Below are 21,867 nucleotides of genomic sequence, written 5' to 3'. Positions count from 1 at the left end.
CCTTGCGCGATAGCCATCCCCCCCTCACAGCAGCCGCCAGTCCACTTTGGCGGCTTCGGTGGCTTTCATGCCTTGTTTTTTCAGCACGCGGGCCAGGAGGCGGGCGTCGAGGTCGTCCTGCTGCACGGGGGTGAGCTCGGCCCATTGCTTGGTCACGCCGTGGCCGGACCGGCACAGGCAGTCATACCGGGCCAGCGCCTCCACCAGCGCGGTGGCGCTTTTGTAGCCCAGTTCTTTGGCCCGGAGCTCCAGGGCGTCGGCGAGGGAGTGGCTGAGGCGGAAGGTTTTGGTGCGGGTGGCGGACATGGGGGGGAGTTATTCAGAGAGCTTGTAATACAGGCAGGATGTTGCGTCGGGTCGCAAACGGCGGTATTTTGTTCACATGAACAGCATTTCAATGAGTGCAAGGCCGGATGCTCCCTCGGGCGCTTTGACTGCGACGGGGGACGGCGGCCAGCGTATGGGATTTAGGCGTTTTGTTCAAGCCCGTATGCATGCTCTACAGCCCTGCTTCGCGTCTTTTGACCCGGCTTCAATCCCGGCATTTTTCGGTCTGAATAATGTTTTATCTCACATCGGCCACGCGCCTATCTGCGGATGGCGGTTATGGCTGGCACCGGGTGGTCGAGACTTTGGCGCTTTTCCGGCCTTCTTTTTTCTTAGTTTTTCACTTCATGCGTCGTTCGTCTTTTCGATGGATTGACGTCGGCTTTTTGCTTTGCACGGTGCTTTTTATGAAGACGCTGACCGCTTCTCCTGCTGCCTCTCCTGCCTCTGCCCAGGTACGCCTCTCCGGGCCTGGGGCGGGCGGGCCGGTGCGCGGCTTGCGCGCGTGCGGCATCGGGCTGGGCGCGGCGGGCTGGAGGCCGGGGCGCGCGGTGGCAAAGGGGCTGCCGGGGGGCTGGGCGCGCGGGCTGCGGCGGGCGCGGCGGCGGGTCACTTCCTGGGTTTTGCCGCCTTGCGGGCCTTCGTGGGGCTTTGCGTAGCTGCCGCCTCGGCCAGCGCGGACTCATACAGGGCGCGGAGGAAGTCGGCCTTGCTGGGGTAGCCTTTCTGCGCGGCCAGCCGGGCGAGCGCCTCGTCCTTTTCGGCGCTGATGTAGGCTCCGGCCAGCTTGGTACCGCTTTGTCTTTGGTTCGGCATGGTTATGAAAAACAGGGAAAAACGAGTTACGGGTGATTAACACCAAAAGTCACCCACGCAGGGCTTAATTCAACACTTTTTATTTGACGGGTGATTATCACCCGGGCAGAATGGGTGATTATCACCCGCAGCACACAGCAGCAATGAAACTAGCAGGAGCATACATCAACGATGAAACGTACGGGAGGCTGGTGGCCCTGGCGGCGGCTAACAACCGCACTCTGGCGGGCGAGTGCCGCCACCTTTTTGACCGGGCGCTGAGCGGGGACCTGAAGGTGCCGCGCCTCCCGCGTGCCCCGCTCCCGGCCCCTGCGGCGGGCGCGCAGGCGCAGGCCGTGGCAAAGCCGGAGCCCCAGGCTGCGGCCACCCCGGGGGCGGAGACGCCTGCCGGGGCTCTGCCCGGTGTGCCGCGCGCTGCGCAGCCGGGTGTGCCCTGCGGCGCGCCGTGCTGCGGCAGGCTTTCCACCCACTCTATGACACCGATGCCCCCACCCGCCCCTGCTGCGTGCCGCCCGCCGGGCGTGCCGCCTGTGTGCCGCGCCCCGGCACTCCGCGCTCCCGCACCGCCCAGCGTCTGCGCATTCCCCAGCCCTCCGGCGGAGAGGGATCGTCCCGATCCCTCAGGCACTCGCACCGCCCAGCGCGCCCGCCTTCCGCACCGCCCAGCTCGCACGAGCATTCCGCAAACTCGCGCCTTGTGGGGGGATCAAGATGATCCCCCTCCGGCTCTCCGCGCCTCCGCCATGCCACAGGCTGCTGTGTCATGGCATGACGCCACCCCCTGCCCTGCTGCTGCTGCAGAGGCGCTGACGTGCCCTGCCGCGACGGAGGCCGGTGGCGGCACCACTGCCATGCCACGGGCTGCCACGATGCAGCATGCCGTGTCATTTCCCCTGTCTGAAACGCCGAACGCTGAAGGGAGGGCGGCACGATGAAAAAGCCCCTTTCCGAACTGCTGCGCCGCTCGGCGCTGTCGCTGCCGCCGCAGAGGCCGGGGCGCTTCCGCCCGCTGCTGCCACTCATCATGGCCATGGCGGAGCGCGGCCATACGGCGGGGAGCATGGCGGATTTTCTCATCCGGGAAAAGGAGATCCTCCCGGCGGAGCGCCGCGCCGCGGCCCGCAGCATCCGCAATCTCATCGCCCGTCACTGCTCATGATGCACACCGTCACCACCCTCATCGCGCTGCTGGGCGCGGGTCTGCTGGCCCTGGGCTGGCGCACCTGGCAAAACCACCTGGAGCTCTCGCGCCTGCGCCGCAATGGCTGGCGCCGCGTGGCCTGCCGCGCGTACCGCCGGGGCGGCGTGCACCCGGACTTTCTGCGCCTGCTGGCGGAGCTGCTGGTGCTGGTGCTCCTGCTGGCCTCCGTGCTGGGCTGGCTGGGCGCGGGCGAGCCGTCCGCGTGGTGAGCCTGCCGCGTTTCTTTTGATACCATGTACTACCACTCCATGCCGCCCGCCGAGGGGTCCCGGCCAGGGGTGGCGCGTGCCGAAAACCCTGCCTGCCGCCATGATTCCCCCCCTTTGTGAAATGCCCGCTGCTGCGGCTGCTGATTTTGTGGTGGCAGCGTGGTGGAGAGGCGGCCGGGCTGTGACTCCGGGCGGAGCACAGCCTGCCGCCTCTCTTTTTCCCCGTGCGCAGGCGGTGTGCCCTGCCTGCGGGCGCATGGGCGCGGCCACGCTCCCCTCCCCTTCCCGTGTCCTGCGTGCCCCTGTGCTTTTGTTTTTTTTTGGATGTGATGCGCCGCTGGCGCTGCGGCTGCCGGCTCCTGCCTGCGCTGTCTCTTTCCGGGCCCGCTGCGCGCGCGGGCGCGGCTGACTCTAAAGCCTGACACCTCTTTCCTGACACCTGCATCTCCGAACCCACCCACACTGAACATGAAAACCTACGACATCGACGTCCTCCTCCACGTGATCAAACCCGACGGCCACGGCAGCAATCCGCTGGCGACGGAGCTGCACCGGCTGGCCTGCGCGCTGCAGGAGCAGACGGACAAGGTGCACGCCGCGCTGGACACGGTGCGGAACCCGAAGTTCAAGGGCGATGTGGCCGGGGAGCTGGCGCCGTGGCCGGGCCATTTCCCATTGGAGCTCGATCATTCGGAGGACAGCCTCAATGACATCCTGGTGCGCGGCCAGTCGGTGAGCGAGCACCTGGCCGCCGGCCTCTGGGAGGAGGCGGAGGCGTATGTGCAGGAGCGCTACGGCGCGGAGCCCGGTGAGGGCGCACGCCGTGCGGTGGCCCGCATGGACGCGGCCGACCTCCACAGCGCCCGCGCCGCCTGAAGCCGCGCCTGCTGAGTGGTATTTGTTGTTTTATCATGCCATGTCCCACCACGTTGTTTCCCTAAATGCCCGCCCCGGACCCCGCCCTCTGGCTCTCCGCGCCCGCGCACCGTCCAGCGCCCGCGCATTCCCCAGCCCTCCGGCGGAGAGGGATCGTCCCGATCCCTCAGGCGCTCGCACTGCCCAGCTCGCCCGCCTTCCGCAGCGTCCAGCACGCCCGCGCATTCCGCAAACTCGCGCCTTGTGGGGGGATCAAGATGATCCCCCTCCGGCTCTCCGCGCCTGCGCACCGTCCACTGAACACTGAACACTGAACACTGAACACTGCCCTCCATGACTCTCATCACTGACGTGCTTCACCATCTGGTACGTCGCGGCCTGGTGCTGCGCATCGAGACCAGCGGCGCCCTGAGCATCTACGCACCGCCGGACTGGTCGCCGGGCCACGCGGAGCCGCCGACGCCATCGCGATCCCCGGCAGCAGCGGAGGCAGCGGCCACCTCTGCCACGGCGGCAGCGGAGGCACTCGGGCACGCGCACGTGCAGGGGAGCGCCCAGCCTTGGGCGCAGACCTGGGGCGTGGCGGCGCATGGCGCGGCGGTTTCCGCCTCATTCTCCTCCTCGGCCGAGGACGTCGGTGACACGCGCAGCCGCGTGCTCGCCACGCAGTCCGCTGCGGCACAAGCAGCGAGAAATGCTGGACAGGCGGGCGCGCTGGTGGTGAAGGCTTGCGGTGCGGAGTGCATCGTGCATTGCCTCGCCGTGCAGTCCGCCGCACGGCACGGGCACACGGCGGCGGCGCTGGGCGCGGAGGCTCCGGCGGCAGGCGCGCCTGGCATGAAATCTCCCACCGCTGGCGCGGCGGCTGCCGTGGCGCCCGCGAGCCGCCCCCGCTCCGCCAAGGCACCCGCCTGGACACCTCAGGGCCCGGATGATCCCGAGGAAGACGGGGAAGAAGATGGCGAGGAGGACGGCGAGGAGGCGTGTGCAAAAGCATCCGCCACGCAGTCGCCTGGCGGCAGCTCCGGCGCAGGCATCTGCGGCAGAGCCGGGCAGGGTCTCGGCCCCGTCCCGGCCGGCGACCCCACACGCAGGCGCAGGCACACGCAGGGCAGCGAGGCCCGTCGTCCCGCAGCAAGCGCAGCAACAACAGCAAGCGCAGCAACAACAGCAAGCGCAGCAACAACAGCAAGCGCAGCAACCTCAGCAACCTCAGCTACCTCAGCAGCTACCTCAGCAGCTACCTCAGCAGCAGCAAGCCCAGGCGGCAGCACGCGCACCTGCTCCACCTCGGGCGGGGTCAGCAGCCAGCCGGGGCGGGACGGCAGGTTTGTGCCCACGGGCGCGGAGTGGCATGGCATCACCTGGCAGGATGTGCCAGGGCACGACGAGAGCGTCCAGAAGCTCAACTTCAGCCTGCTCAAGCGCGGCATGCTCTACGGTCACAAGGACTGCGCACGCCTCCACGGCGAGGCCCTCAAGCGCCGCCTGCAGCAGGTCAGCGTGCGCAACCGGGGCAACAGCCGGCCCGCCTCTGAAAAGGACAGACACCTCCACCCACGCCCGCAGCCATGACCAGCCACGCCAGAGGTGGCGCCTTGCGCGTGCGGCGCACCGCGGCCGCTTCCGGCCTGAAACAGCACTTTCCACCACAAAACACCCGATCATGAAATCCCAGCCCGCCCCCTTCCCCACCCCTGCCCCGGCCGGTGGCAGCGCCGCCGCAGAGCCGGTGCGCGACGCCCCGGCATTTGACTTTTACCCGGAGCGCTGGCTCGTCGGCGTCGCTGGCATGAGCGACGCCGAGCAGCTCTCCTACCTGCGCCTGCTCTGCCACCAGTGGCTGTGCGGCGACGCCGGGCTGCCGCCGGATGTGCCCGCCCTGAAGCGCCTGGGCGGCAAGGGCGTAACCCCCGCCGTGCTGGCCAAGCTGCCGCTGAAGGCGGACGGCAGGCGGCGCAATGCGCGTCTGGAGATCGTGCGCGAGGAGCAGCGCGAGAGGATCGCCAAAAAGAGCGAGCAACGCCGCGCCGCTGCCAACAAACGCTGGCACGGCACCCCGGCCGCCACCGCCACGCCTCTGCGCACGCCGCCTGCCGCAGGTGCGCCAGCGGCCGCCGCACCCGCGTGTGAAGCGCATGCGCCCAGCCTGCGACCGCACCGCGAAAGCAGCTGCGGGACGGATGCGGCGCGGCTGCGACCGCAGCGCGGCAGCATGTGCGGGCCTCATGCGGCAGACATGCCCACCACTCACCGCCCACCACTCACCACCCACCCCCTACCCAGAGACGCAAACAACGCGGGCGCGCGTGCGCACGAGGCTGCTGCCGCTGCGCTGACAGCCGAGGAAGCAGAAGCCGCCGCAGCATGGGACTGCGCTGCCGACGACGCCGCCGCACGCGAGGCCGCAGACGCCGCGGCAGATGCCGCCGCCGAGCGCGAGGCGAGCTCCACGCCAAGAGCCACCCCTTGCGCCGCCAGCACCGTGACCGCCTCCCTGAACGCCGGCCGCCCAGCGGAGCAGGACGCCGCAGCCACCGCAGGCACCGCCGACGTCCCCACGCCCAGCCTCGCCACCGTGAAGGCCTGGGCCGTCGGGATCGGCTGCCCGGCGGACAAGGCGGAGATCTGGTGGCACGAGCACGAGGCACGCCCGCTGACCGCCTTTGGCCGCTGGACGGACCGCGACGGCCTGGCCGTGCGCAGCCCGCAGAACGCCCTGGCCGCCTGGTGGCAGAAGTGGAAGGCCAACGACCTGCAGCGCGCCACCCGGCTGAACCCTCCCAGCAGATCCTACCACCCTGCACCACGTCCTGCCACCCCACGCAGCGACACCGCCAACGCTCCCGGGAGGTATGCGTGATGACGGTTATTTGTTCGCGGTTCTCGGTTCGCGGTTCGCGGTTCGCGGTTCACCGCTCCCAGAAGCGGGCAGGAGTGCCCGCGCTCCTCTCCGCACCGCTCAGCGCCAGCAGCTCCCCGTGGAGGACAGGCGTCCCGCCTGTCAGCGGCGCGTGGGCGTCCCGCCCGCGACTGCAGGCCCAATGCACGCTTTCTCGGCATGGCTCATCGCTTTCACATTCTCCGCACACCAGGGCTGCGCCGAACGCACACGCCGTGTGGGAAGCTGGAGGCTGGAAGCCTCAGGCCATGGACAGGCCAGAGGCCTATCCTCCACGAAGAGACATGCCGCTCACACGCTTCCCCACGGAGGACAGGCGTCCCGCCTGTCAGCGGCGCGTGGGCGTCCCGCCCGCGACTGCAGGCCCAATGCACGCTTTCTCGGCATGGCCCAACGCTTTCATTCTCCGCACACCAGGGCTGCGCAGAAAGCACACGCCGGGTGGGAAGCTGGAGGCTGGAAGCCTCAGGCCATGGACAGGCCGGAGGCCTATCCTCCACACAGAGACATGCCGCTCACACGCTTCCCCGTGGAGGACAGGCGTCCCGCCTGTCAGCGGCGCGTGGGCGTCCCGCCCGCGACTGCAGGCCCAATGCACGCTTTCTCGGGATGGCTCATCGCTTTCATTCTCCACACACCAGGGCTGCGCCGAACGCACACGCCGTGTGGGAAGCTGGAGGCTGGAAGCCTCAGGCCGTGGACAGGCCGGAGGCCTGTCCTCCACACAGAGACATGCCGCTCACACGCTTCCCCGTGGAGGACAGGCGTCCCGCCTGTCAGCGGCGCGTGGGCGTCCCGCCCGCGACTGCCCACCCAGCGACAGCGCTTTCTCGGCATGGCTCATCGCTTTCATTCTCCGCACACCAGGGCTGCGCCGAACGCACACGCCGTGTGGGAAGCTGGAGGCTGGAAGCCTCAGGCCGTGGACAGGCCGGAGGCCTGTCCTCCACACAGAGACATGCCGCTCACACGCTTCCCCACGGAGGACAGGCGCCCCGCCTGTCAGCGGCGCGTGGGCGTCCCGCCCGCGACTGCCCACCCAGCGGCAGCGCTTCCTCGGCATGGCTCATCGCTTTCATTCTCCACACACCAGGGCTGCGCCGAACGCACACGCCGTGTGGGAAGCTGGAGGCTGGAAGCCTCAGGCCGTGGACAGGCCGGAGGCCTATCCTCCACACAGAGACATGCCGCTCACACGCTTCCCCGTGGAGGACAGGCGTCCCGCCTGTCAGCGGCGCGTGGGCGTCCCGCCCGCGACTGCCCACCCAGCGACAGCGCTTTCTCGGCATGGCTCATCGCTTTCATTCTCCGCACACCAGGGCTGCGCCGAACGCACACGCCGTGTGGGAAGCTGGAGGCTGGAAGCCTCAGGCCGTGGACAGGCCGGAGGCCTGTCCTCCACACAGAGGTGGTCTGGGGTCTGTCGTGGTGCGGACTCACACCAAGCCCTCGCGTGCCCTCATCAGCCCCGATCGAGAGGAGCGCGGGCACTCCCGCCCGCAACCGCCCCGCCTCAGCGGTCCCGCGCCTCTGCTCCGCATCCTTCCGCCACCTCACGGCGCTCCACGCACACACAGCCTGGAACACTGAACCGAGAACTGAGAACCGAGAACCGAGAACCGAGAACCGAGAACCGAGAACCAAGAACCGAGAACCAAGAACCAAGAACAACGAACCTCCCCCCACCATGCCCACCGCCGCCCAAATCCTCCGCACCTCGCCGCCGCTGACCGACGCTGACACCCCGCCCGAAATGCACCCGCACGTGGTCGCGTGGCCCTGGCGCTTTGAGGTTTACCACCCCGGCCTGCACGAGGTGCTGCCGGCGGTGCAGGCCTTTTGCAGCGCGGTGATCCGTCGCGAGCCGCCCCGCCGCTGGCTCAGCCTCCTCGGGCCCTCCGGCGTGGGCAAGACGCACGTGCTCAAGCAGGCGCTCGAGTGCCTGCGCAGCGCCGCCGCACGCGGCCTTTGGAAAATCCCCACCCCCACCGGCCATCGCGGCCCGCAGATGGCGCACCTCATCCCCGCCGTGGACCTGACCGACTTCCGCGCCGCCCGCGATTACGCCGCCTACGACCTCATCTACATCGAAGACATCGGCTCCGGCGCCGCGCTGGACAAAGGCTCCGGTGCCGTGACGAGAAGCCGCGTGGCCGAGCTCCTCCAGCTCCGCTCCAACCGCTGGACGCTGATGGACGCGAACCTCTACCGCCGCGAGATCGAGCAGCAGCTCGACGGCCGCATCGCGTCACGGCTCAAGAGAGATGGCAGCTGGATGGTCGAGGTGCCCCAGGCGGTGGGGGATTATTGGGATCGGTGAGGGGGGCAATTTTTTCCAATCTCAGACTCCCAAGCTAAAAAATGGCAAGCGTGCTCTCTCTGTTATTACGGTGGCAAAAAGAAAAACTTATCTTAGTTACAAAGATATAGACCCCACCGAAATGAGCGACAATTCATCCCTCACATGCCTTGAAAATGATCCTTCGATTTCTGAAATGCTACCGCTGATCCGAGAAAGCATCGATGATCGAACAAACCATGTGTCCGTGATTACCGAACAGTATGTTTGCTGTTTCAAACTGGTTGGCAAGAAGAGCGTACCTCCCAAATATTTTGAAAAAGACAGTGAAGAGGAACTTTTGAAATTTGCTGAACAGTTTAATGCCGGAAGGATCAGTTTAGAAAATATTCGCAGTGTTTGCATCACGGCACCGCTTCAGGGCGAGTCCGAGAAAGATTATGGCGGGTGGTATAGCATTCATTTTGCACCGAATGAAAAAGATGGCATAACCATGTCGCTAGCCCAGGAGGATGCGGTCCTGCCCCTCCAGGCGATCAAGGCCTTGGCAGTTGATCACCACTGGCAGATTGAGCACAAGACAGAAAAGGTGGAACCAGTAATTCCAAAAAGGAATAAGCCATCTTCTCTGAAATCAATCGGCCTTTCCATAGCCCTTTGCGTGATTGTGCTCTTTTTATGGCCCCTCTATGCTGGAATTTGCATAAATATCACCTCGATAGCCTTTCGCACATCATTTAGCTCTGGCCTCGCAGCGTCGATTTTGAGCGTGCTTTTGTGCGCGTGTATGGTCGGGCTTACTTATTGGACTTGGGAGAAACGACGATCCGCCGGCTCCACTGACGCTGAGAGCAATGATCCTCCGAATTCCTCCAGGAAAGCAAGCCGTCTTGGAGGTCACAAGCCGATGCATTCTTATGTATTGCATTGGATTCTGAAGCTTTGCGCTCTGCTGCTTTTCTGGAGCTTTTACCAGCTCAAACTTCCAGAATCCATTGCAAAGAACTATTGGATTTCCCTGCTCATTTCAGCAGCTGAGTACTCAGCTGTCGCCAGCTTGTTGTACTGGTCGGTTCGCCTAGCTGTCCGCTCCTCGCCGAACAAAATGACTCCCAACACTACCGCGATGGGCCTGTATTTGAGGTCTTTCCACCGGGATCAACAAGGCTCATTTAATAATTTGGGCGTGATCAATGCTTTGTTTGGGCTGAATCCGAACGTCGGCGGGATCAACCAACCTTTCACTTTCTATCGTCTGCTTTACATGGGAAACCCTCTCACGATTTTCAGGCTTTTGCTGTTCAAGCCACGTGAAACCGCAGAGGAACAGCTCCTCGGCGGGCTGTCCAGAACGATGCCTGTCGTTGCCATCGGCAAACCAGGGGATCGACTGCCAACACTCGGCGCACAGCGCAGCTATGTCTCGGATGACGAATGGCAGGAGGCCGTGCTACATGCTCTGGCAAAGGCGTCTCTTGTCATCATCCAGCCAGGAATTTCGAAGCACATTTTCTGGGAGATCGACAGGTCACTGGAACTAGTTGCCAAAGAAAGGATTCTCTTCTGGCTTTCAGGCTTGGAACAACGTCAATCCCGTTACGATAATCTTCGTATTCATTTGGAGCGCAAAACTGGGTTGAAATTTCCGCGGCACCTGGGAAATCATCCCTTTTTAGCGATCACAGAGGGAAAGCCGTGCATGCTGCCAATCATTGAGAGCAATGCGTTTACGTGGCCCCTTAAAGGCAGCAGAGTAGACTTCCGGCGCACTCTCGCCCCAGTGCTGCAAAATCAGAATTCGCAGCCTGTAAAGCCGGCACCGCCGCCTCACTTTCTTTCTTCAACGATTCGAAAAATCACCACTTTTTTCGCCTTTTGCTTCTGGCAGCTCATGGGCCCGCTGTTTTGCTATTGCTTCATGGCAATAGTTGGTGTGTCACAAGAATTATGGACCGCATGGACCCTCCGCCGAGGATTTGAAAATCCCTCATCCCACGAAACTGTGATCAACACGACCTGGAATTCGCAAATTCAATGGTCGTGGCCATCTGGCTGGGTCCGATCACCTGCATACGATGGGGATGAAAACAGAGCTCACAAGGAAATCGAATTATATGGCTGGTCTTATGGTTCGGGAGCTTTCATGTTGTTGACAGTGTTACAAACGAACCCTGGGCTGGCATCGCTCTATGAGAGAGCGCCTGACGACTTCCTTCGGATAAACATGAATGAACTGACAGAGAAGCATGGATTCAAACTTGGACCGGTGAAGTTATTGGATGTAAACGGGAGGAAGTGGGCACAGGCGGAATTCACAGCCAGAGAATTTGATGCCACATGGATTCCAGAAACTGCTTGGTTGAGAATCTTTACATCAGGAGCAAAAGGAGTGATTCGATCAACCTTGGGCCCCGAGGGATCCACCACCGTTTGGGCATTTTCCCCGCCGACGAACGCGCTCATTGCAAGAGATCCACTTTTTCGACTCCTGGACTCCATTAGCATCTCGGTTCTAAACTCCCCTGATGCCGATGAACTCACTTCGAAGATTCCGACTGTCAGTATGCTCCGGTCGTGGGAGAAGGCGGAGCACGCCAACCATCGGTTTGATACGCTGCCAGAACTCGAGCTGACACTTCCAAAGTTCTGGAATCGTGAGAATGAAACAACCTTCACCCTGGACAAGACAGCGGTCCTGAATTGGTCTTTCAGGCCAGCAGAGATCACGGATGCGGCACTAAAAGAAGCCGCTGAAAGAGACATCAGAAGATTCGAACTCGAGAAGAAAGTAAACTGCAAGATCTTAAACTGGTCTTCAACTTCTGCGGGGGGATTGCTTGAATGTGAATCAAAGAATGCACGTTTACTTCAGCGCACATGGGCAGGTCCCATGGGCGTAGTGAGCACACGGGTCTGGTGCGCCAAGGAAGCATATTCAATGATTGGCAACGTGATGCGAGGAGCGGTCAACGCTCTTGGCATGGCACAAAATGATGCTGAAGAAGTAGCTGTCTCAAAAAGGATATCCGCCCTCCCACGCAATACTGAGGTAGCCGGATTGAAGACGAACTATGTGCTGCATCTGCCTGCAGGGTGGACAGTGTCTGAATCCAGCCCCAACTTGGACAGGTTCATCGTGATAGAAGAGCCAATGGAGGGTAGTATTTCGGTGGTTGTTGAAGATGTCTCGGACCCAAGCCTTCTTTCGAGAGACAGGTGGCAGATTATCGCGGACAACCTTGTGAAAAAAATTGGTGCCACGGAAGGGATTGCATCTTTGCAACTACGTGAGACCACTTTATTCGATGAGGCACCTGGACACTCAAGTTTTCGCATGCGCCTTTTTTTGCGCTTTTCTTCGGGTGGCATTTACCAAGACACGATCTATGGAGTGGCCTGTGCCAAAAAGGTTTACACCGTCAGCTGTATCAGTTCGCTCAAGAATCCAGAGGCTCATGATAAGATTTTCGACACCATTATACGAGAGGCTTCGTGGATGGACAAATGATGCATCTAGTGGCAGACGTTCACCGGGGAAGTGCCGAGGAGTGACTCTGCTCGTCTCTTCCCATGCCAATGATACGAGCCGTCCGCATCACGCAGAGATAGAAGCGAAGCAACGAATCAGCGGCGCCCCCGGACCAACGGCCGCCCAGATGGCGGACTTTGAAACGCTGGCAGACCGCATACCCGAGCTGATCTCCACGTCAAATCTTGAGCCGGTCCCCGGGGTGCGAAAGCACCACTTTTTGACATGCACACGGCGCGCATTGACAGCATCATTATGAATGCCGACGGCACCTGCCGCTTTTCTTTGAACGTCGATCCTTCAGAGAATTACATGGGCGCACCGTTGTTCTACGTCGCACAAGATCACTCCTTGATTTCAGCTGAATGGGCAGTCTAACCCGTGGGTCGCCGCATCGCGTCGAGGTTGAAGAGGGATGGCAGCTGGATGGTGGAGGTGCCGCAGGAGGTGGGGATTTCTGGGACCGGTGATTGGGGTGGGCGCGCGGAGGGCTTTTGACGCTCGCTCTCTTGCACAGCCTCGGGCGAGGGGGCTGCGAGGCGCGGTGCTCTGTATAACCTCCACACCCAACACCACAAGCCATAACGAGATCGTATTTCTAATATCTTATTTTAGATATTTATTGTTGAATCCTATTTTGATAGGCCTAATGCCTCTTTTGGCTAGTCCTAGCTCTTATTGGTCAACGAATCGTTTCATTACTGACAACTCTTGAATGATCATGCCTTCCCCGCCCTTCGTCCCTGCATTTTTCCTGGCAATGGCATGCGGCTGAATGTTTCCTGCAGCCAGGGTGGCCGCAGCCTGCCGCTGGGGCTGGGCGGCTCCGTGGTGCCCTGGCGTGGCTGGGGGCATGCTGCCGGCAGCAAAAGCTGCAGCACCTTTAAAAGCTGCTGCGGGCTGCCGCGGCAGGCCACGCACGGGCGCCTTCGCTTTCCCTGTCCAGACACGGGCTCTTTTTTTCCGCCTCAGACTTTCACAGGCTCTCCCCCTGCCGCCGGCGGGCGCTCCGCCTCTTTCATACCACAGTAAACCCTAATCATACCATCATGCACCCGAACCTAATGGCCCTGACCACGGCACACTCCTCCCCCACAGACCCGAGACCCGGCATGGCGCCGAGGGTCCTCCGCAGCGGCGCACTGCGCCTGTGCCTGGCTGCCTTGATGGGGGGCGGACTGCTGTCTTCCTGCTCGTTCCGCATACGGCCTGAGAAGGCCTACTTTGACGGCTCCATCACCGACCCGCAGCACGCCAATGCCTGGAATGTGAAGCGGCGCTTTGACTCGGCCAAGGCACGCGATGACAGGACGAACCGCTTTCTGGTGGCTGAGTTCAAAGAGGACGGCCAGCCGCACCTGAAGGCGCAGCTCTCGACGGCGGTGCAGGAGATCCAGAGCTTCAGCCCCCGCACGGTGCTCCTCTACGTGCACGGGTGGCACAATGACAGCTCGCCTGACTGTGGAGAGGCCAAAGGCAAGGATATGCAGGATCTGGACGGCCTGGTGCACCGGATGGTCGAGGCCAAAATGGGCCGGGTGCTGGCCATCTACGTGGCCTGGCGGGGCGAGAGCCTGGATGGACTGCTCAAGTGGGGCACGCTCACCGGGAGGCGGCGCACGGCGCGCGAGATCGGGAAAAGCGCCGAGCTGCAAAAGTTTCTCGGAGATGTGGCGGAGGCGGGCAAACAACAGGGGGCCAATGTGGTCTTTGCGGGTCACTCGCTTGGCGGGGCGCTGCTGGAAAAGACGGCGGCTTTGATGATCAAGGACACCGCCCCGGGCGACGACCGGCGCCTGCCGCACCTGTTTCTGCTGGCAAACAGCGCGGAGGTGGCCTTTGTCTCAAAGGACCAGATCAAGACCGTCAATGAGTCGAAGCTCGTCACCCAGCAGCCGACCGACACCCGCCTGCTGGCTCCGCGCGTGCTCGCTGTCACGAGCACCCAGGACACGGCAAACAGAGTGCTGCAGCCGCTCAACAACTACCTGCTGCACCCTGTCGCCACCCTGAGCTACCTGCGGCATGAGCTTTTTGCCAACACCATCGGCTTTGACCGCTCCACACGGACGCATGATGTGAAAAAGACGGGAGAGGTGCAGCCGGCACGTCCGCTGCCGGACGCTGAGCTCCGTGCGCTGCAGTACAAGCTCTCTCTGCAGCCCACGCTGGACCCGGCATTCTGGGTGCCAAACAAGCAGCACCGCCTGTCGAAGTACCGCATCGTGCCCAAAGCAGATGGCGAGCGCACGGCGGGCTTTTGGAACATCGCGTCGCCAGGCAGCATCGCGACCGGTCACAACGACGTGTATGGCGACAAGTTTCTGGCGGCGGGTGTGAGCTGGTTCCGGATGCTCAACCACAATTATCCCGACCTTCCAGACGATCTCCCCGCCGTGCTCGAGCGCCTGAAAAAAGAGCTCAGGGAGCACCCGCCAGGCAGCCCCGGCTACGAGGAGGAAAGAAGGCCCTACCGCACCCAGTGGACCATGGGCGCAGCTTTGCGCATGCCCTACAACGTGACCACCTTTGACCTGCTGCTCCGCGAACTGGAGAATTCAGACACTCATATCATCAATGAACTGGACACGAAGCGCACGGGTCCCGATGACTATGCGGCCATGGTGCTGAGCCACCGTGTGCACCTGTTTTCCATCCTCAAACACACGCACAGCGCGCCCAAGGTGTGGGACTCTTCGCCGGAGCTGCGGACCCGCCTGGCTGCACTCATGGAGAAGGAGCCGCTGCGGGACGCCCTGGCACGCTCCGGCGCTGCCGAAAGCGGGAAGTCTGCGGAGACGGACAAAAACTTGAAGGCCTTTTACAAGTTTCTGCGCCAGCGGTCCATCCGCACGCCTTGACCTGGGCACCCGCCGCGGAGGTGAATCACCAACCGCCGCCCGCCCGGGTGCCCATCCTGCCCATCGGCAGGCTCTGGGCACCCGGCTTTTTTTTCCGAGGCCATTGGCGCTGCAAGCTCCGGGCCCGCGAAGGGCGCGCTCCTCAGTTCCACAGGAACTGAGCTGCTTGGGGCAATGCAAAGCAGCCTTGTCCCTGCGGAACAAGAAAAGCGCCGCAACTCCCACGCGCGCCGGGCCAGCAGAGGACGCAACTCCGCGCCGGGCCTGCCATGTGCGGGTTTTGCGCAAAGGTGGGGGGCTCATGGCCCGATGCGCAGGCCGCGGTTCATGAGGTCCAGGATGGCGGCGGCTTTGCGCACTTCGTCTGCATCGGAGCCCTGGATGAGCAGCGCGGCGGAGCCGGGGACCGGGACGATGGAGTCGATCTTTTTGAGGTCGATCTTCAGGCTTTGCAGCGCGCGTCTGGCGGTTGCCTCCGTGAGGGTGCTGATGTGCAGGTGGCGCAGCGTGTGCGGCTGCAGGGTGATGTATGCGGTTTCACGCTCCGGCGTTCCGGGCCGCTGGGGGTGGAGCTCGACGGCGTGGTTTTGAAGGCTCAGCCGGTAATGGCAGGAGGCCGCCATGAGGTGCAGGGCCTCGATGAGGGGGGTGTTTTTCAGGTCCACGCTTATGCGGGCTGCGGAGCCCGGCGCCTCCTGCACGATCACGCTGACCGCACCGGCCCGTGGGTCGGCCCTGCGGGCCTCCGCCAGCGCGGCCTGCACGGCCTGCGTGATGGGGGCGTCCTTGATGACGAGGGTGGGAATCACCGTGTCGGGGAGCCCGCCATCACTGCCGCCTTTGACCGAGCGGCAGTGCGGACACAGCATGAGCAGCAGAAGTGCCAGGATGAGGTGGTGCCGCGATTTCATGCGGCGGATTCAACGGGAACACAGGGGCGGTGCGCAAGCCCAAAGCGCAGCGGCTCTGGGCGCTGCGGCTGTGATGTGGGAGAGCCGTCTCTGGGTGCATGAGGCGTGGCTTTTTATGAGAAGCGGTGAGGGACGCCGGGCAATGCCCGCATGTGAATCCGATGAAGAACATCCATTTACAGCCTGAATCGCGCCCCCCTATGCTTCCAGCGGGATTTAACCCGAAGCCCGAACCCATCAGCCGATGATGAAGAAGCCGCAGTATCGAAGCCGGAGAGAGAAGGTGGAGGCAAACCTCAAGGAGGGCGAGTATGTCTTTGATTCCAGCGAGATGAGCGTGGAAGTGATTCAAGAAAGGGCGGCACTGGGCATGCACCCTGTGTGCGCGTGCTGCGGGGCACGTCTGGAGTATGCCCTGAGTCCGGCAGAGACGAAGAAGCACGGCACCTACCCGGGAGTGCGGTGCCCGGTGAACCTGGGCCACTGCCAGATCGTGGTCGATTTTGCGCGGGATGCGGGGTAGCAGGGCTGCATGGGTGGATCTGCGAGCCAGGGCCTGCCATGCGTGACCGCCAGGGACTGCGCAGGCTTTGGGCCCGAAGGGCGCGCTCCTCAGTTCCACAGGAACTGAGCTACTTTGGGCCTGCCATGTGCGGGTTTGCGCAAAGGTGGGGGACAGGGAAAGAAAGAGCGCGGTGCTTGAGTTTGCCACGAAAATGCTGCGTCATCCATCCCGTGCTGCGTCATCCATCCCGTGCTGCGTCATCCATCCCGTGCTGCGTCATCCATCCCGTGCTGCAAAGGCCGTGCTGCAAAGGCTTGGGCTCCAGAGGCTTGGGCTTCTCCCGTCCTGCCTGTGGCCAGGTTTCAAATCATCGCCTAAGGAATGCACGGAGCCGGACGTTCCACAGGCATGCACCCTGACCGCCTGATGCTTGCCCTGCTGTTTTTACTGGTGCCGTGCCTGGTGCTGAAGTGGCGCGAGGAGACGCCCGGTGCTTTTGCCGTCATCCTGGAGCGGCTGCGGCATGAGTGTGACCCGGCCAACCCGGATGCCGACTACTCCCGGGCCCAGAGCACGCTGCCGACGGAGCGAAAGCGGGAGGCCATCATCGCGGAGTGCCGCAGCACCGGCAGGGGGCTGCTGCCGGAGGTGCGCCGGGCTCTGGCGCTGGAGCGTGACGCTGAGCTGCGCGGCATGCTCTGCATCATCGCCGCGGCGCTGGGAGACGAGGCCGCGCTGAAGGAGGCATGCCAGGAGATGGTATGGTCGGAGCATCCGGCGGTGCGCATCAGCGCCGCCAGGACGCTGCGCAGGCTGAAGGACCGGCGCTGCGTCGAGTGGTACCTGACGGCGCTGCAGGACGGGCACTTTGTGGTCAATGGCGCCTGCGGCACTTTGCGCGAGAAGTTTTATCCCGTGCGCAGCCTGGCGCAGATGGCCCTGCAGGAGGCGGTGAAGGACGGCGCGCTGGGCCGTGTGGAGGTGGCCAGGATCAGGGCGGGCATCGATGGCAGACCGCCCTATGATGCCGAGCAGAAGCGGCTGGAGCTGGAGGCGCTGGTGCGTGAGGAGATGAGGCGAAACAGCACCCGCTGAGCCATGGCCGCAGGACGGATGTGGCGGCAGCCCTTCCGCCTGCGAGCTCTGGGCCAGCCCCCCCCCGGCGTGCGTAGGCCCGCGCAGCCGGGCGGTTTGGCGGAGGGAGCGGTGGAGGATGACACAACCCACCAACACCAGACACCCCCAGCCTGCGGCCTGACCGCCGCACCGCACTGCCCGCATGGCCTGCCCGGCCTGCGGCAGCAGACCAGCTTTCAATGGTTCGTGGTAGGCTGCCTGGCGAGAGGCCGATGAGGCGCTGGTCCGGAGCGTGAGGAAATGGCGAAGGGGGGCAGCGCATCCTGCCGGTGTCCCTGGCAGGGCTACCTGTCGAAGCCCTCGAGCCCGGTGACGTGCCAGCCTTGGCTTTCATCGTACTTGAGGGTGATGCGCTGCCCGCTGCCGGACATGGGCAGCCTGGATGTGACCATGGTGACGACGAGGGTGTCTTCGCTGGCGATGGAGATGTTCACGAGAATGTCCTGATAGGCGCGCTTGTCCCGGGCGATGGCGCGGCGGATCTGGGAAAGGGACCAGTCGCGGCTTTGGGATTTCGGCGCGGCTGCGGGGTCGCTGCCAAAGAGCACGGCGGAAACAAGGAGCAGGAGCGTGATGAGCAGCGGACGGAGGGTGCTTTTCATGCAGGGAGCATGGGCTGCACGGCTGAAAATGCGAGTGGTGAATGGCATGGCGCGGCATGCGGCCTCAGCGCCGGCCCAGGAGCCAGCGGATGAGGAGCGCCTGGCCATAGCCGAGGACGATGCCGAGAAAGCCGCCGGGCACGATGACGAGCAGCGCCCACGCTCCCTCAAGCCCCAGCCACCGCGCCGCCACACTGCCTAAAAACACGCCCTGCGGGATGCCCGCCGCGAAGGTGATGAGGCTGAAGTAGAGCGGGAACATGGGGGTGAGGAGGGGGGGGAGTGCGGGACTTACGGCGAGGGCTAAAGTGAAGGGGATTTTTTCAGCTCGGCTTCGAGGCGCTGGTGCTGCTCTTTAGCGTCTTTGGTGTCCGGGTGGTCGGAGCCGAGGACTTTCTGCCAGATCTGCTCCGCACGCTGCATCAACGGAAGGGCTTCGGCGAGCTTGGAGTGCTGGCCTTGGGATTCGAGGCAGAGTGCCAGATTACAGCATGTTAGCGCCACATCAGGATGCTCCGCGCCCAGCACGCGGACCTGGACCTTTAGTATGGCGCGGTACTCCTGCTCGGCGTAGGCATGCCTGCCCTGCTCAAACATCACTTTGGCCAAGTTCATCCGGCTCATCAAGGTCTCCGGATGGTTCGTGCCCAACACATGTTTCCTGATCTCCAGCACGCTCCGGTGCTCCTGCTCAGCCTCGGCAAGCTTGCCTTGGACCCACAGCGAATTAGCCAGATGGTTCCGACTGCTTAAGGTATGCGGATGCTTCGCTCCCAAAACGCGTTCCTTGCTCTCTAGCACCATCCGGTGCTCGTGCTCTGCCTCGGCATACTTGCCTTGAGCCAACAACGCGTTGGCCAAGTTCATCTGGCTCATCAAGGTCTGCGGATGCTCCACGCCCAACACGCGTTTTAAGCTCCCCAATACAGTCCAGAACTCCTGCTCCGCCTCAGCATGCTTGCCTTGGGCATTCAGCACGTTGGCCAGATTGTTCCGGCAGCTCAAGGTATTTGGATGCTCGGCTTCCAACTCGCGTTTCCTGATCTCCAGCACGGCCCGATACTCCTGCTCCGCCTCGGCATACTTGCCTTGGTCATACAGTGCTGTGGCTAAATTGTTCCGACTGCTCAAGGTATCCGGATGCTCCTCGCCCAGCACGCGCTTCCTAATCTCCAGCACGGCCCGGTGCTCCTGTTCCGCCTCGGCATATTTGCCTTGGGCCCACAGCACATTGGCCAAATTGTTTCGGCTCCCCAAGGTATTCTGATGATCTGAGCCGAAGCTTTTCAATGAATAGGCCACCGCGCGACAGCAGAATGCCTCGGCAGCGACGTACTCGCCTAAGACCTGGAGGTGAATGGGCCAATTCACCAGAAGCAAGTAACAGACCTCTTCCGCCACACCGGCAGGGCCCGCCTGGGCCAGCAGATGCTCGATGTGCGGACGCAGTGCAGCCCAGGCTGGCCAGTGGGACGGGTGAGCATTGTTTCGCGGGGCGCAGACTGTCACCCTACGGCAGGCTTGGGACAGCCGTGCGCGAGTTTTTTCAGCCAAGTCCGTGTCCCGGCCAAGTCCGATGTCGAGACGAACGGCGATGGCAATGGCGCGGTGCATTTCCAATGTCGGCGGCTCCCATTCGACCAGGGAGAGATCGGCCAACTCGGCGAGGGCGGCTCGCTGGAGGCCATCGAATTCGTCGTCTTGCAGAAAGACAGCCTCTGGAATGGGCGCGGGGGCGAGGTGAGCGGCGATCTCCAGCAATTCTCTGGCAAGTGGCGTTAGCTGCTGGAGGCTGATGCGGTAAGTGCGCAGAATGCCATCAGGAAGATCCTTCATCTCACTGGCTTCATGGGAGAGGGCTTTTGTGGGATTTTCGGCGAGCAGTTTGCTGTACGCCGTCCAAGTGAGGCGCATGTGCGCGACGTAGGCGGCGGCCTGCTGGAGGGCGAGGGGGAGGCGGCCGAGCTCGAGGGCGACGGCGCGGGCGTCGGCATCGGGGCCAGGTTGATGATTGCTTTTGCTGGCGCGCTTTTGCAGGAGCTGCACGGCATCGGGTTCATCCAGCAGGTCCACGCGCTGAGGGGCGAATTCTTCGCCGAGATTGGTGAGGCGGGTGGTGATGAGCCAGCGGACGCCGCCGGGCTGGTGGCAGAGGAGGCGGACGGCTTCGAGGGCCGCCAGAGTGTCGGCATTGTCTGCGACGACGAGGGCGCTGGGCACGGCACGCAGCAGGCGGAGGGCGAGGAGGACAAGGGCTTCCTCTTTGGCCTGGGGATCGGTGGTGAGCTCGAGCCGACGGGCGACTTCTGCGAGGGAAGCGCGCAAGGAGTCGGGGCTCTGGGCATCGAGGAAGAGGCGCAGGGTGTACGCGCTGCCATGGGCGCGGGCAAACTCGACTGCGGCGCGGGTTTTGCCAATGCCCCCTGCCCCGTGCATGGCGACGGGCTGCGTGAGGGCGATATCGCGCCCGGCATCGAGGCTCTGCTTCATGGCGCTGAGCAGCGTTGCGCGACCGACGAAATTTTGCTGAGGAGGAAAGGTGCGATTGTGAAACGGCGCGGGCTGCGGCCATGACTCTGGCTTGAATAGGAGCTGAGGCTGGCGGTTTGCCTGCTGATTGAGATCGGCAAAGCGCGCCAATATCTCGGCGGTGTTTTGGTGCGTGGCTTCGATCGTCTGCTGCAGTTGAGCCTGCCGTGCCAGCTCTTTTTGGCGGAGCTCGGCCAAATCATCACGCATCTTCAACACAATGTTCTCCGTCTGGGTCAGACTGCTGCTGAGATGATAAAGGTAGTCGGCACCTGTGACCTTCGCTCGGTAGGCGTCTTGCAGGGCGCTGAGCGCGTGGGCTTCGGCATCACAGGGGTCTGTGGGGTGCTCGGGGGTGAGGATGAGGTACCAGACCTTCTTGCCCTGCTGGCGTGCGTAGAGGGCCTCCAGCTGCGTGTAGCTGTACTCGCCGAATTCGGCGTCGGGTTCTTTTGGGGCGAAGCCGTAGCGGTGGCCGACGAGCTGGATGACGGCGTCGGATTGATCGATCCAGTCTCGCAGCACCTGGGGGAGCATCCCGGTCTCGGTGGGAGCGATGTCCTGGGACTTGGGATCGTAGCCGAGGGACGTGAGTGTCTGGGAGACAAGCGCACGGGCCGTGTGCAGCTCTTTGCTGACGGCGGAGATGAAGATGACGGGTCGCAGGGTGCTCATGCGTGGTGCAAGGGTGTGTGTAAGACGCGGAGCGGGCAAGCAGTAAATGCCGTAGATGGCAGACTTAACCCGGGAGTCGCCTGGAGGACATGCAGCAGGGCATTGACGTGGCCTGATCGCGGGAGTATGCAGGGGGCCAGATTGACCAATGACTGCCTCTCCATGGACTCCGCCCACCTCCTCTCCCTGGCTTTGGTTGCGCTGTTTTACTGGATGGGCCTGCGTGCACTGAGATCGGGGAGCATCCGGCTGAATGCGGGGACTTTCTCGCGCGCGAATGAGGCGCTGGGCTTTTTTGGGGGGGTGTCGCTGTACCTGCTGCTGGGCACGGCGCTGCTGGCGCTGGTCTGAGCGTGAGGCGGGACCGTAGGGCTGCATGGGTGGATCTGAGAGCCCACGCCATTCATCCGTGACAGCCGGGGACCACGCAGACGTTTGACGCGAACGCACGGCGGCGGTGCGCAAACCCAAAGCGCGGCGGGCCTGGG

Annotated in this window: 20 protein-coding genes; 14 read left to right on the top strand and 6 right to left on the bottom strand. The window is 63.3% G+C overall.

Annotation, left to right across the window (positions count from 1 at the left end; translation table 11 throughout):
* Nucleotides 1-24: 24 nt before the first annotated feature.
* The gene (locus ACZ5WW_RS00695) at nt 25-306 is read right to left on the bottom strand and encodes a hypothetical protein (RefSeq protein ID WP_377170438.1); all 282 of its coding nucleotides are present in this window, start codon (nt 304-306) and stop codon (nt 25-27) included.
* A gap of 76 nt (nt 307-382) precedes the next feature.
* Here ACZ5WW_RS00695 and ACZ5WW_RS00690 point away from each other — a divergent pair, with 76 nt between their 5' ends.
* Nucleotides 383-703, top strand: a complete 321-nt coding sequence (locus ACZ5WW_RS00690; protein ID WP_377170440.1) for a hypothetical protein — start codon at nt 383-385, stop codon at nt 701-703.
* Nucleotides 704-936: 233 nt separating this feature from the next.
* Here the strand turns inward: ACZ5WW_RS00690 and ACZ5WW_RS00685 are convergent, their stop codons facing one another.
* A complete protein-coding gene (locus ACZ5WW_RS00685) occupies nt 937-1,143 on the bottom strand; it encodes a hypothetical protein (protein ID WP_377170442.1) in 207 nt (68 codons plus the stop codon).
* A gap of 143 nt (nt 1,144-1,286) precedes the next feature.
* Here ACZ5WW_RS00685 and ACZ5WW_RS00680 point away from each other — a divergent pair, with 143 nt between their 5' ends.
* From ACZ5WW_RS00680 to ACZ5WW_RS00635, 10 genes are all read left to right on the top strand, one after another.
* Entirely contained in the window at nt 1,287-2,078 is a 792-nt protein-coding gene (locus tag ACZ5WW_RS00680) for a hypothetical protein (RefSeq protein ID WP_377170444.1), read from the top strand.
* A complete protein-coding gene (locus tag ACZ5WW_RS00675; RefSeq protein WP_377170446.1) occupies nt 2,075-2,302 on the top strand; it encodes a hypothetical protein in 228 nt (75 codons plus the stop codon). The genes ACZ5WW_RS00680 and ACZ5WW_RS00675 overlap by 4 nt, the downstream gene beginning before the upstream one ends.
* Complete coding sequence (locus ACZ5WW_RS00670) at nt 2,299-2,553, top strand: hypothetical protein (RefSeq protein WP_377170448.1); 255 nt, start codon at nt 2,299-2,301, stop codon at nt 2,551-2,553. The genes ACZ5WW_RS00675 and ACZ5WW_RS00670 overlap by 4 nt, the downstream gene beginning before the upstream one ends.
* A 468-nt stretch (nt 2,554-3,021) precedes the next feature.
* Nucleotides 3,022-3,429, top strand: coding sequence for a hypothetical protein (locus ACZ5WW_RS00665; protein ID WP_377170451.1), 408 nt, complete (start codon nt 3,022-3,024; stop codon nt 3,427-3,429).
* A gap of 333 nt (nt 3,430-3,762) precedes the next feature.
* The gene (locus tag ACZ5WW_RS00660) at nt 3,763-5,004 is read left to right on the top strand and encodes a hypothetical protein (RefSeq protein ID WP_377170453.1); all 1,242 of its coding nucleotides are present in this window, start codon (nt 3,763-3,765) and stop codon (nt 5,002-5,004) included.
* Nucleotides 5,005-5,095: 91 nt separating this feature from the next.
* Nucleotides 5,096-6,292, top strand: a complete 1,197-nt coding sequence (locus tag ACZ5WW_RS00655; RefSeq protein WP_377170455.1) for a hypothetical protein — start codon at nt 5,096-5,098, stop codon at nt 6,290-6,292.
* 1,726 nt (nt 6,293-8,018) lie between these two features.
* Nucleotides 8,019-8,651, top strand: a complete 633-nt coding sequence (locus ACZ5WW_RS00650) for a P-loop NTPase family protein (protein ID WP_377170457.1) — start codon at nt 8,019-8,021, stop codon at nt 8,649-8,651.
* A 121-nt stretch (nt 8,652-8,772) separates the two neighbouring features.
* Nucleotides 8,773-12,138, top strand: coding sequence for a hypothetical protein (locus ACZ5WW_RS00645; RefSeq protein WP_377170459.1), 3,366 nt, complete (start codon nt 8,773-8,775; stop codon nt 12,136-12,138).
* A 246-nt stretch (nt 12,139-12,384) separates the two neighbouring features.
* Entirely contained in the window at nt 12,385-12,537 is a 153-nt protein-coding gene (locus ACZ5WW_RS00640; RefSeq protein WP_377170461.1) for a hypothetical protein, read from the top strand.
* Between the two features lie 671 nt (nt 12,538-13,208).
* Nucleotides 13,209-15,020, top strand: a complete 1,812-nt coding sequence (locus ACZ5WW_RS00635; RefSeq protein WP_377170464.1) for a hypothetical protein — start codon at nt 13,209-13,211, stop codon at nt 15,018-15,020.
* A 299-nt stretch (nt 15,021-15,319) separates the two neighbouring features.
* Here ACZ5WW_RS00635 and ACZ5WW_RS00630 read toward each other — a convergent pair whose 3' ends face one another.
* Nucleotides 15,320-15,931, bottom strand: coding sequence for a hypothetical protein (locus ACZ5WW_RS00630; protein WP_377170466.1), 612 nt, complete (start codon nt 15,929-15,931; stop codon nt 15,320-15,322).
* A gap of 244 nt (nt 15,932-16,175) precedes the next feature.
* Between ACZ5WW_RS00630 and ACZ5WW_RS00625 the strand changes: the two genes are divergently transcribed.
* Together ACZ5WW_RS00625 and ACZ5WW_RS00620 are read left to right on the top strand one after the other, a co-directional pair.
* A complete protein-coding gene (locus ACZ5WW_RS00625; RefSeq protein WP_377170468.1) occupies nt 16,176-16,454 on the top strand; it encodes a hypothetical protein in 279 nt (92 codons plus the stop codon).
* Between the two features lie 390 nt (nt 16,455-16,844).
* Complete coding sequence (locus ACZ5WW_RS00620) at nt 16,845-17,531, top strand: hypothetical protein (protein ID WP_377170470.1); 687 nt, start codon at nt 16,845-16,847, stop codon at nt 17,529-17,531.
* 326 nt (nt 17,532-17,857) lie between these two features.
* Here ACZ5WW_RS00620 and ACZ5WW_RS00615 read toward each other — a convergent pair whose 3' ends face one another.
* The 3 genes from ACZ5WW_RS00615 to fxsT all read right to left on the bottom strand — a co-directional run bounded on the left by ACZ5WW_RS00615 (nt 17,858) and on the right by fxsT (nt 21,379).
* The gene (locus ACZ5WW_RS00615) at nt 17,858-18,175 is read right to left on the bottom strand and encodes a hypothetical protein (protein ID WP_377170472.1); all 318 of its coding nucleotides are present in this window, start codon (nt 18,173-18,175) and stop codon (nt 17,858-17,860) included.
* A gap of 64 nt (nt 18,176-18,239) precedes the next feature.
* Nucleotides 18,240-18,437 carry a hypothetical protein gene (locus ACZ5WW_RS00610; protein WP_377170474.1) on the bottom strand — a complete coding sequence of 66 codons (198 nt, stop codon included), beginning with the start codon at nt 18,435-18,437 and terminating at the stop codon, nt 18,240-18,242.
* A gap of 41 nt (nt 18,438-18,478) precedes the next feature.
* Nucleotides 18,479-21,379 (bottom strand): FxSxx-COOH system tetratricopeptide repeat protein, encoded by a 2,901-nt coding sequence (gene fxsT, locus ACZ5WW_RS00605; protein WP_377170476.1) that lies wholly within the window; start codon nt 21,377-21,379, stop codon nt 18,479-18,481.
* Between the two features lie 162 nt (nt 21,380-21,541).
* On the opposite strand from fxsT, the gene ACZ5WW_RS00600 reads away from it, so the two are divergent.
* On the top strand, nt 21,542-21,730 hold the full coding sequence (locus tag ACZ5WW_RS00600; RefSeq protein ID WP_377170478.1) for a hypothetical protein: 189 nt from the start codon (nt 21,542-21,544) through the stop codon (nt 21,728-21,730).
* Nucleotides 21,731-21,867: the final 137 nt, after the last annotated feature.

The sequence above is a fragment of the Prosthecobacter fluviatilis genome, assembly GCF_055388355.1.
This window is presented reverse-complemented; position numbering and strand designations above follow the sequence as displayed.

Excerpts from the sequence above, each read along its gene's own strand:
- ACZ5WW_RS00650 (WP_377170457.1), top strand. The coding sequence starts at position 8,019 with ATGCCCACCGCCGCCCAAATCCTCCGCACCTCGCCGCCGCTGACCGAC.
- ACZ5WW_RS00680 (WP_377170444.1), top strand. The coding sequence starts at position 1,287 with ATGAAACTAGCAGGAGCATACATCAACGATGAAACGTACGGGAGGCTG.
- ACZ5WW_RS00675 (WP_377170446.1), top strand. The coding sequence starts at position 2,075 with ATGAAAAAGCCCCTTTCCGAACTGCTGCGCCGCTCGGCGCTGTCGCTG.
- ACZ5WW_RS00600 (WP_377170478.1), top strand. The coding sequence starts at position 21,542 with ATGGACTCCGCCCACCTCCTCTCCCTGGCTTTGGTTGCGCTGTTTTAC.
- fxsT (WP_377170476.1), bottom strand. The coding sequence starts at position 21,379 with ATGAGCACCCTGCGACCCGTCATCTTCATCTCCGCCGTCAGCAAAGAG.
- ACZ5WW_RS00665 (WP_377170451.1), top strand. The coding sequence starts at position 3,022 with ATGAAAACCTACGACATCGACGTCCTCCTCCACGTGATCAAACCCGAC.
- ACZ5WW_RS00655 (WP_377170455.1), top strand. The coding sequence starts at position 5,096 with ATGAAATCCCAGCCCGCCCCCTTCCCCACCCCTGCCCCGGCCGGTGGC.
- ACZ5WW_RS00635 (WP_377170464.1), top strand. The coding sequence starts at position 13,209 with ATGCACCCGAACCTAATGGCCCTGACCACGGCACACTCCTCCCCCACA.
- ACZ5WW_RS00645 (WP_377170459.1), top strand. The coding sequence starts at position 8,773 with ATGAGCGACAATTCATCCCTCACATGCCTTGAAAATGATCCTTCGATT.
- ACZ5WW_RS00695 (WP_377170438.1), bottom strand. The coding sequence starts at position 306 with ATGTCCGCCACCCGCACCAAAACCTTCCGCCTCAGCCACTCCCTCGCC.
- ACZ5WW_RS00690 (WP_377170440.1), top strand. The coding sequence starts at position 383 with ATGAACAGCATTTCAATGAGTGCAAGGCCGGATGCTCCCTCGGGCGCT.
- ACZ5WW_RS00670 (WP_377170448.1), top strand. The coding sequence starts at position 2,299 with ATGATGCACACCGTCACCACCCTCATCGCGCTGCTGGGCGCGGGTCTG.
- ACZ5WW_RS00620 (WP_377170470.1), top strand. The coding sequence starts at position 16,845 with ATGCACCCTGACCGCCTGATGCTTGCCCTGCTGTTTTTACTGGTGCCG.
- ACZ5WW_RS00625 (WP_377170468.1), top strand. The coding sequence starts at position 16,176 with ATGATGAAGAAGCCGCAGTATCGAAGCCGGAGAGAGAAGGTGGAGGCA.
- ACZ5WW_RS00630 (WP_377170466.1), bottom strand. The coding sequence starts at position 15,931 with ATGAAATCGCGGCACCACCTCATCCTGGCACTTCTGCTGCTCATGCTG.
- ACZ5WW_RS00615 (WP_377170472.1), bottom strand. The coding sequence starts at position 18,175 with ATGAAAAGCACCCTCCGTCCGCTGCTCATCACGCTCCTGCTCCTTGTT.
- ACZ5WW_RS00685 (WP_377170442.1), bottom strand. The coding sequence starts at position 1,143 with ATGCCGAACCAAAGACAAAGCGGTACCAAGCTGGCCGGAGCCTACATC.
- ACZ5WW_RS00640 (WP_377170461.1), top strand. The coding sequence starts at position 12,385 with ATGCACACGGCGCGCATTGACAGCATCATTATGAATGCCGACGGCACC.
- ACZ5WW_RS00660 (WP_377170453.1), top strand. The coding sequence starts at position 3,763 with ATGACTCTCATCACTGACGTGCTTCACCATCTGGTACGTCGCGGCCTG.
- ACZ5WW_RS00610 (WP_377170474.1), bottom strand. The coding sequence starts at position 18,437 with ATGTTCCCGCTCTACTTCAGCCTCATCACCTTCGCGGCGGGCATCCCG.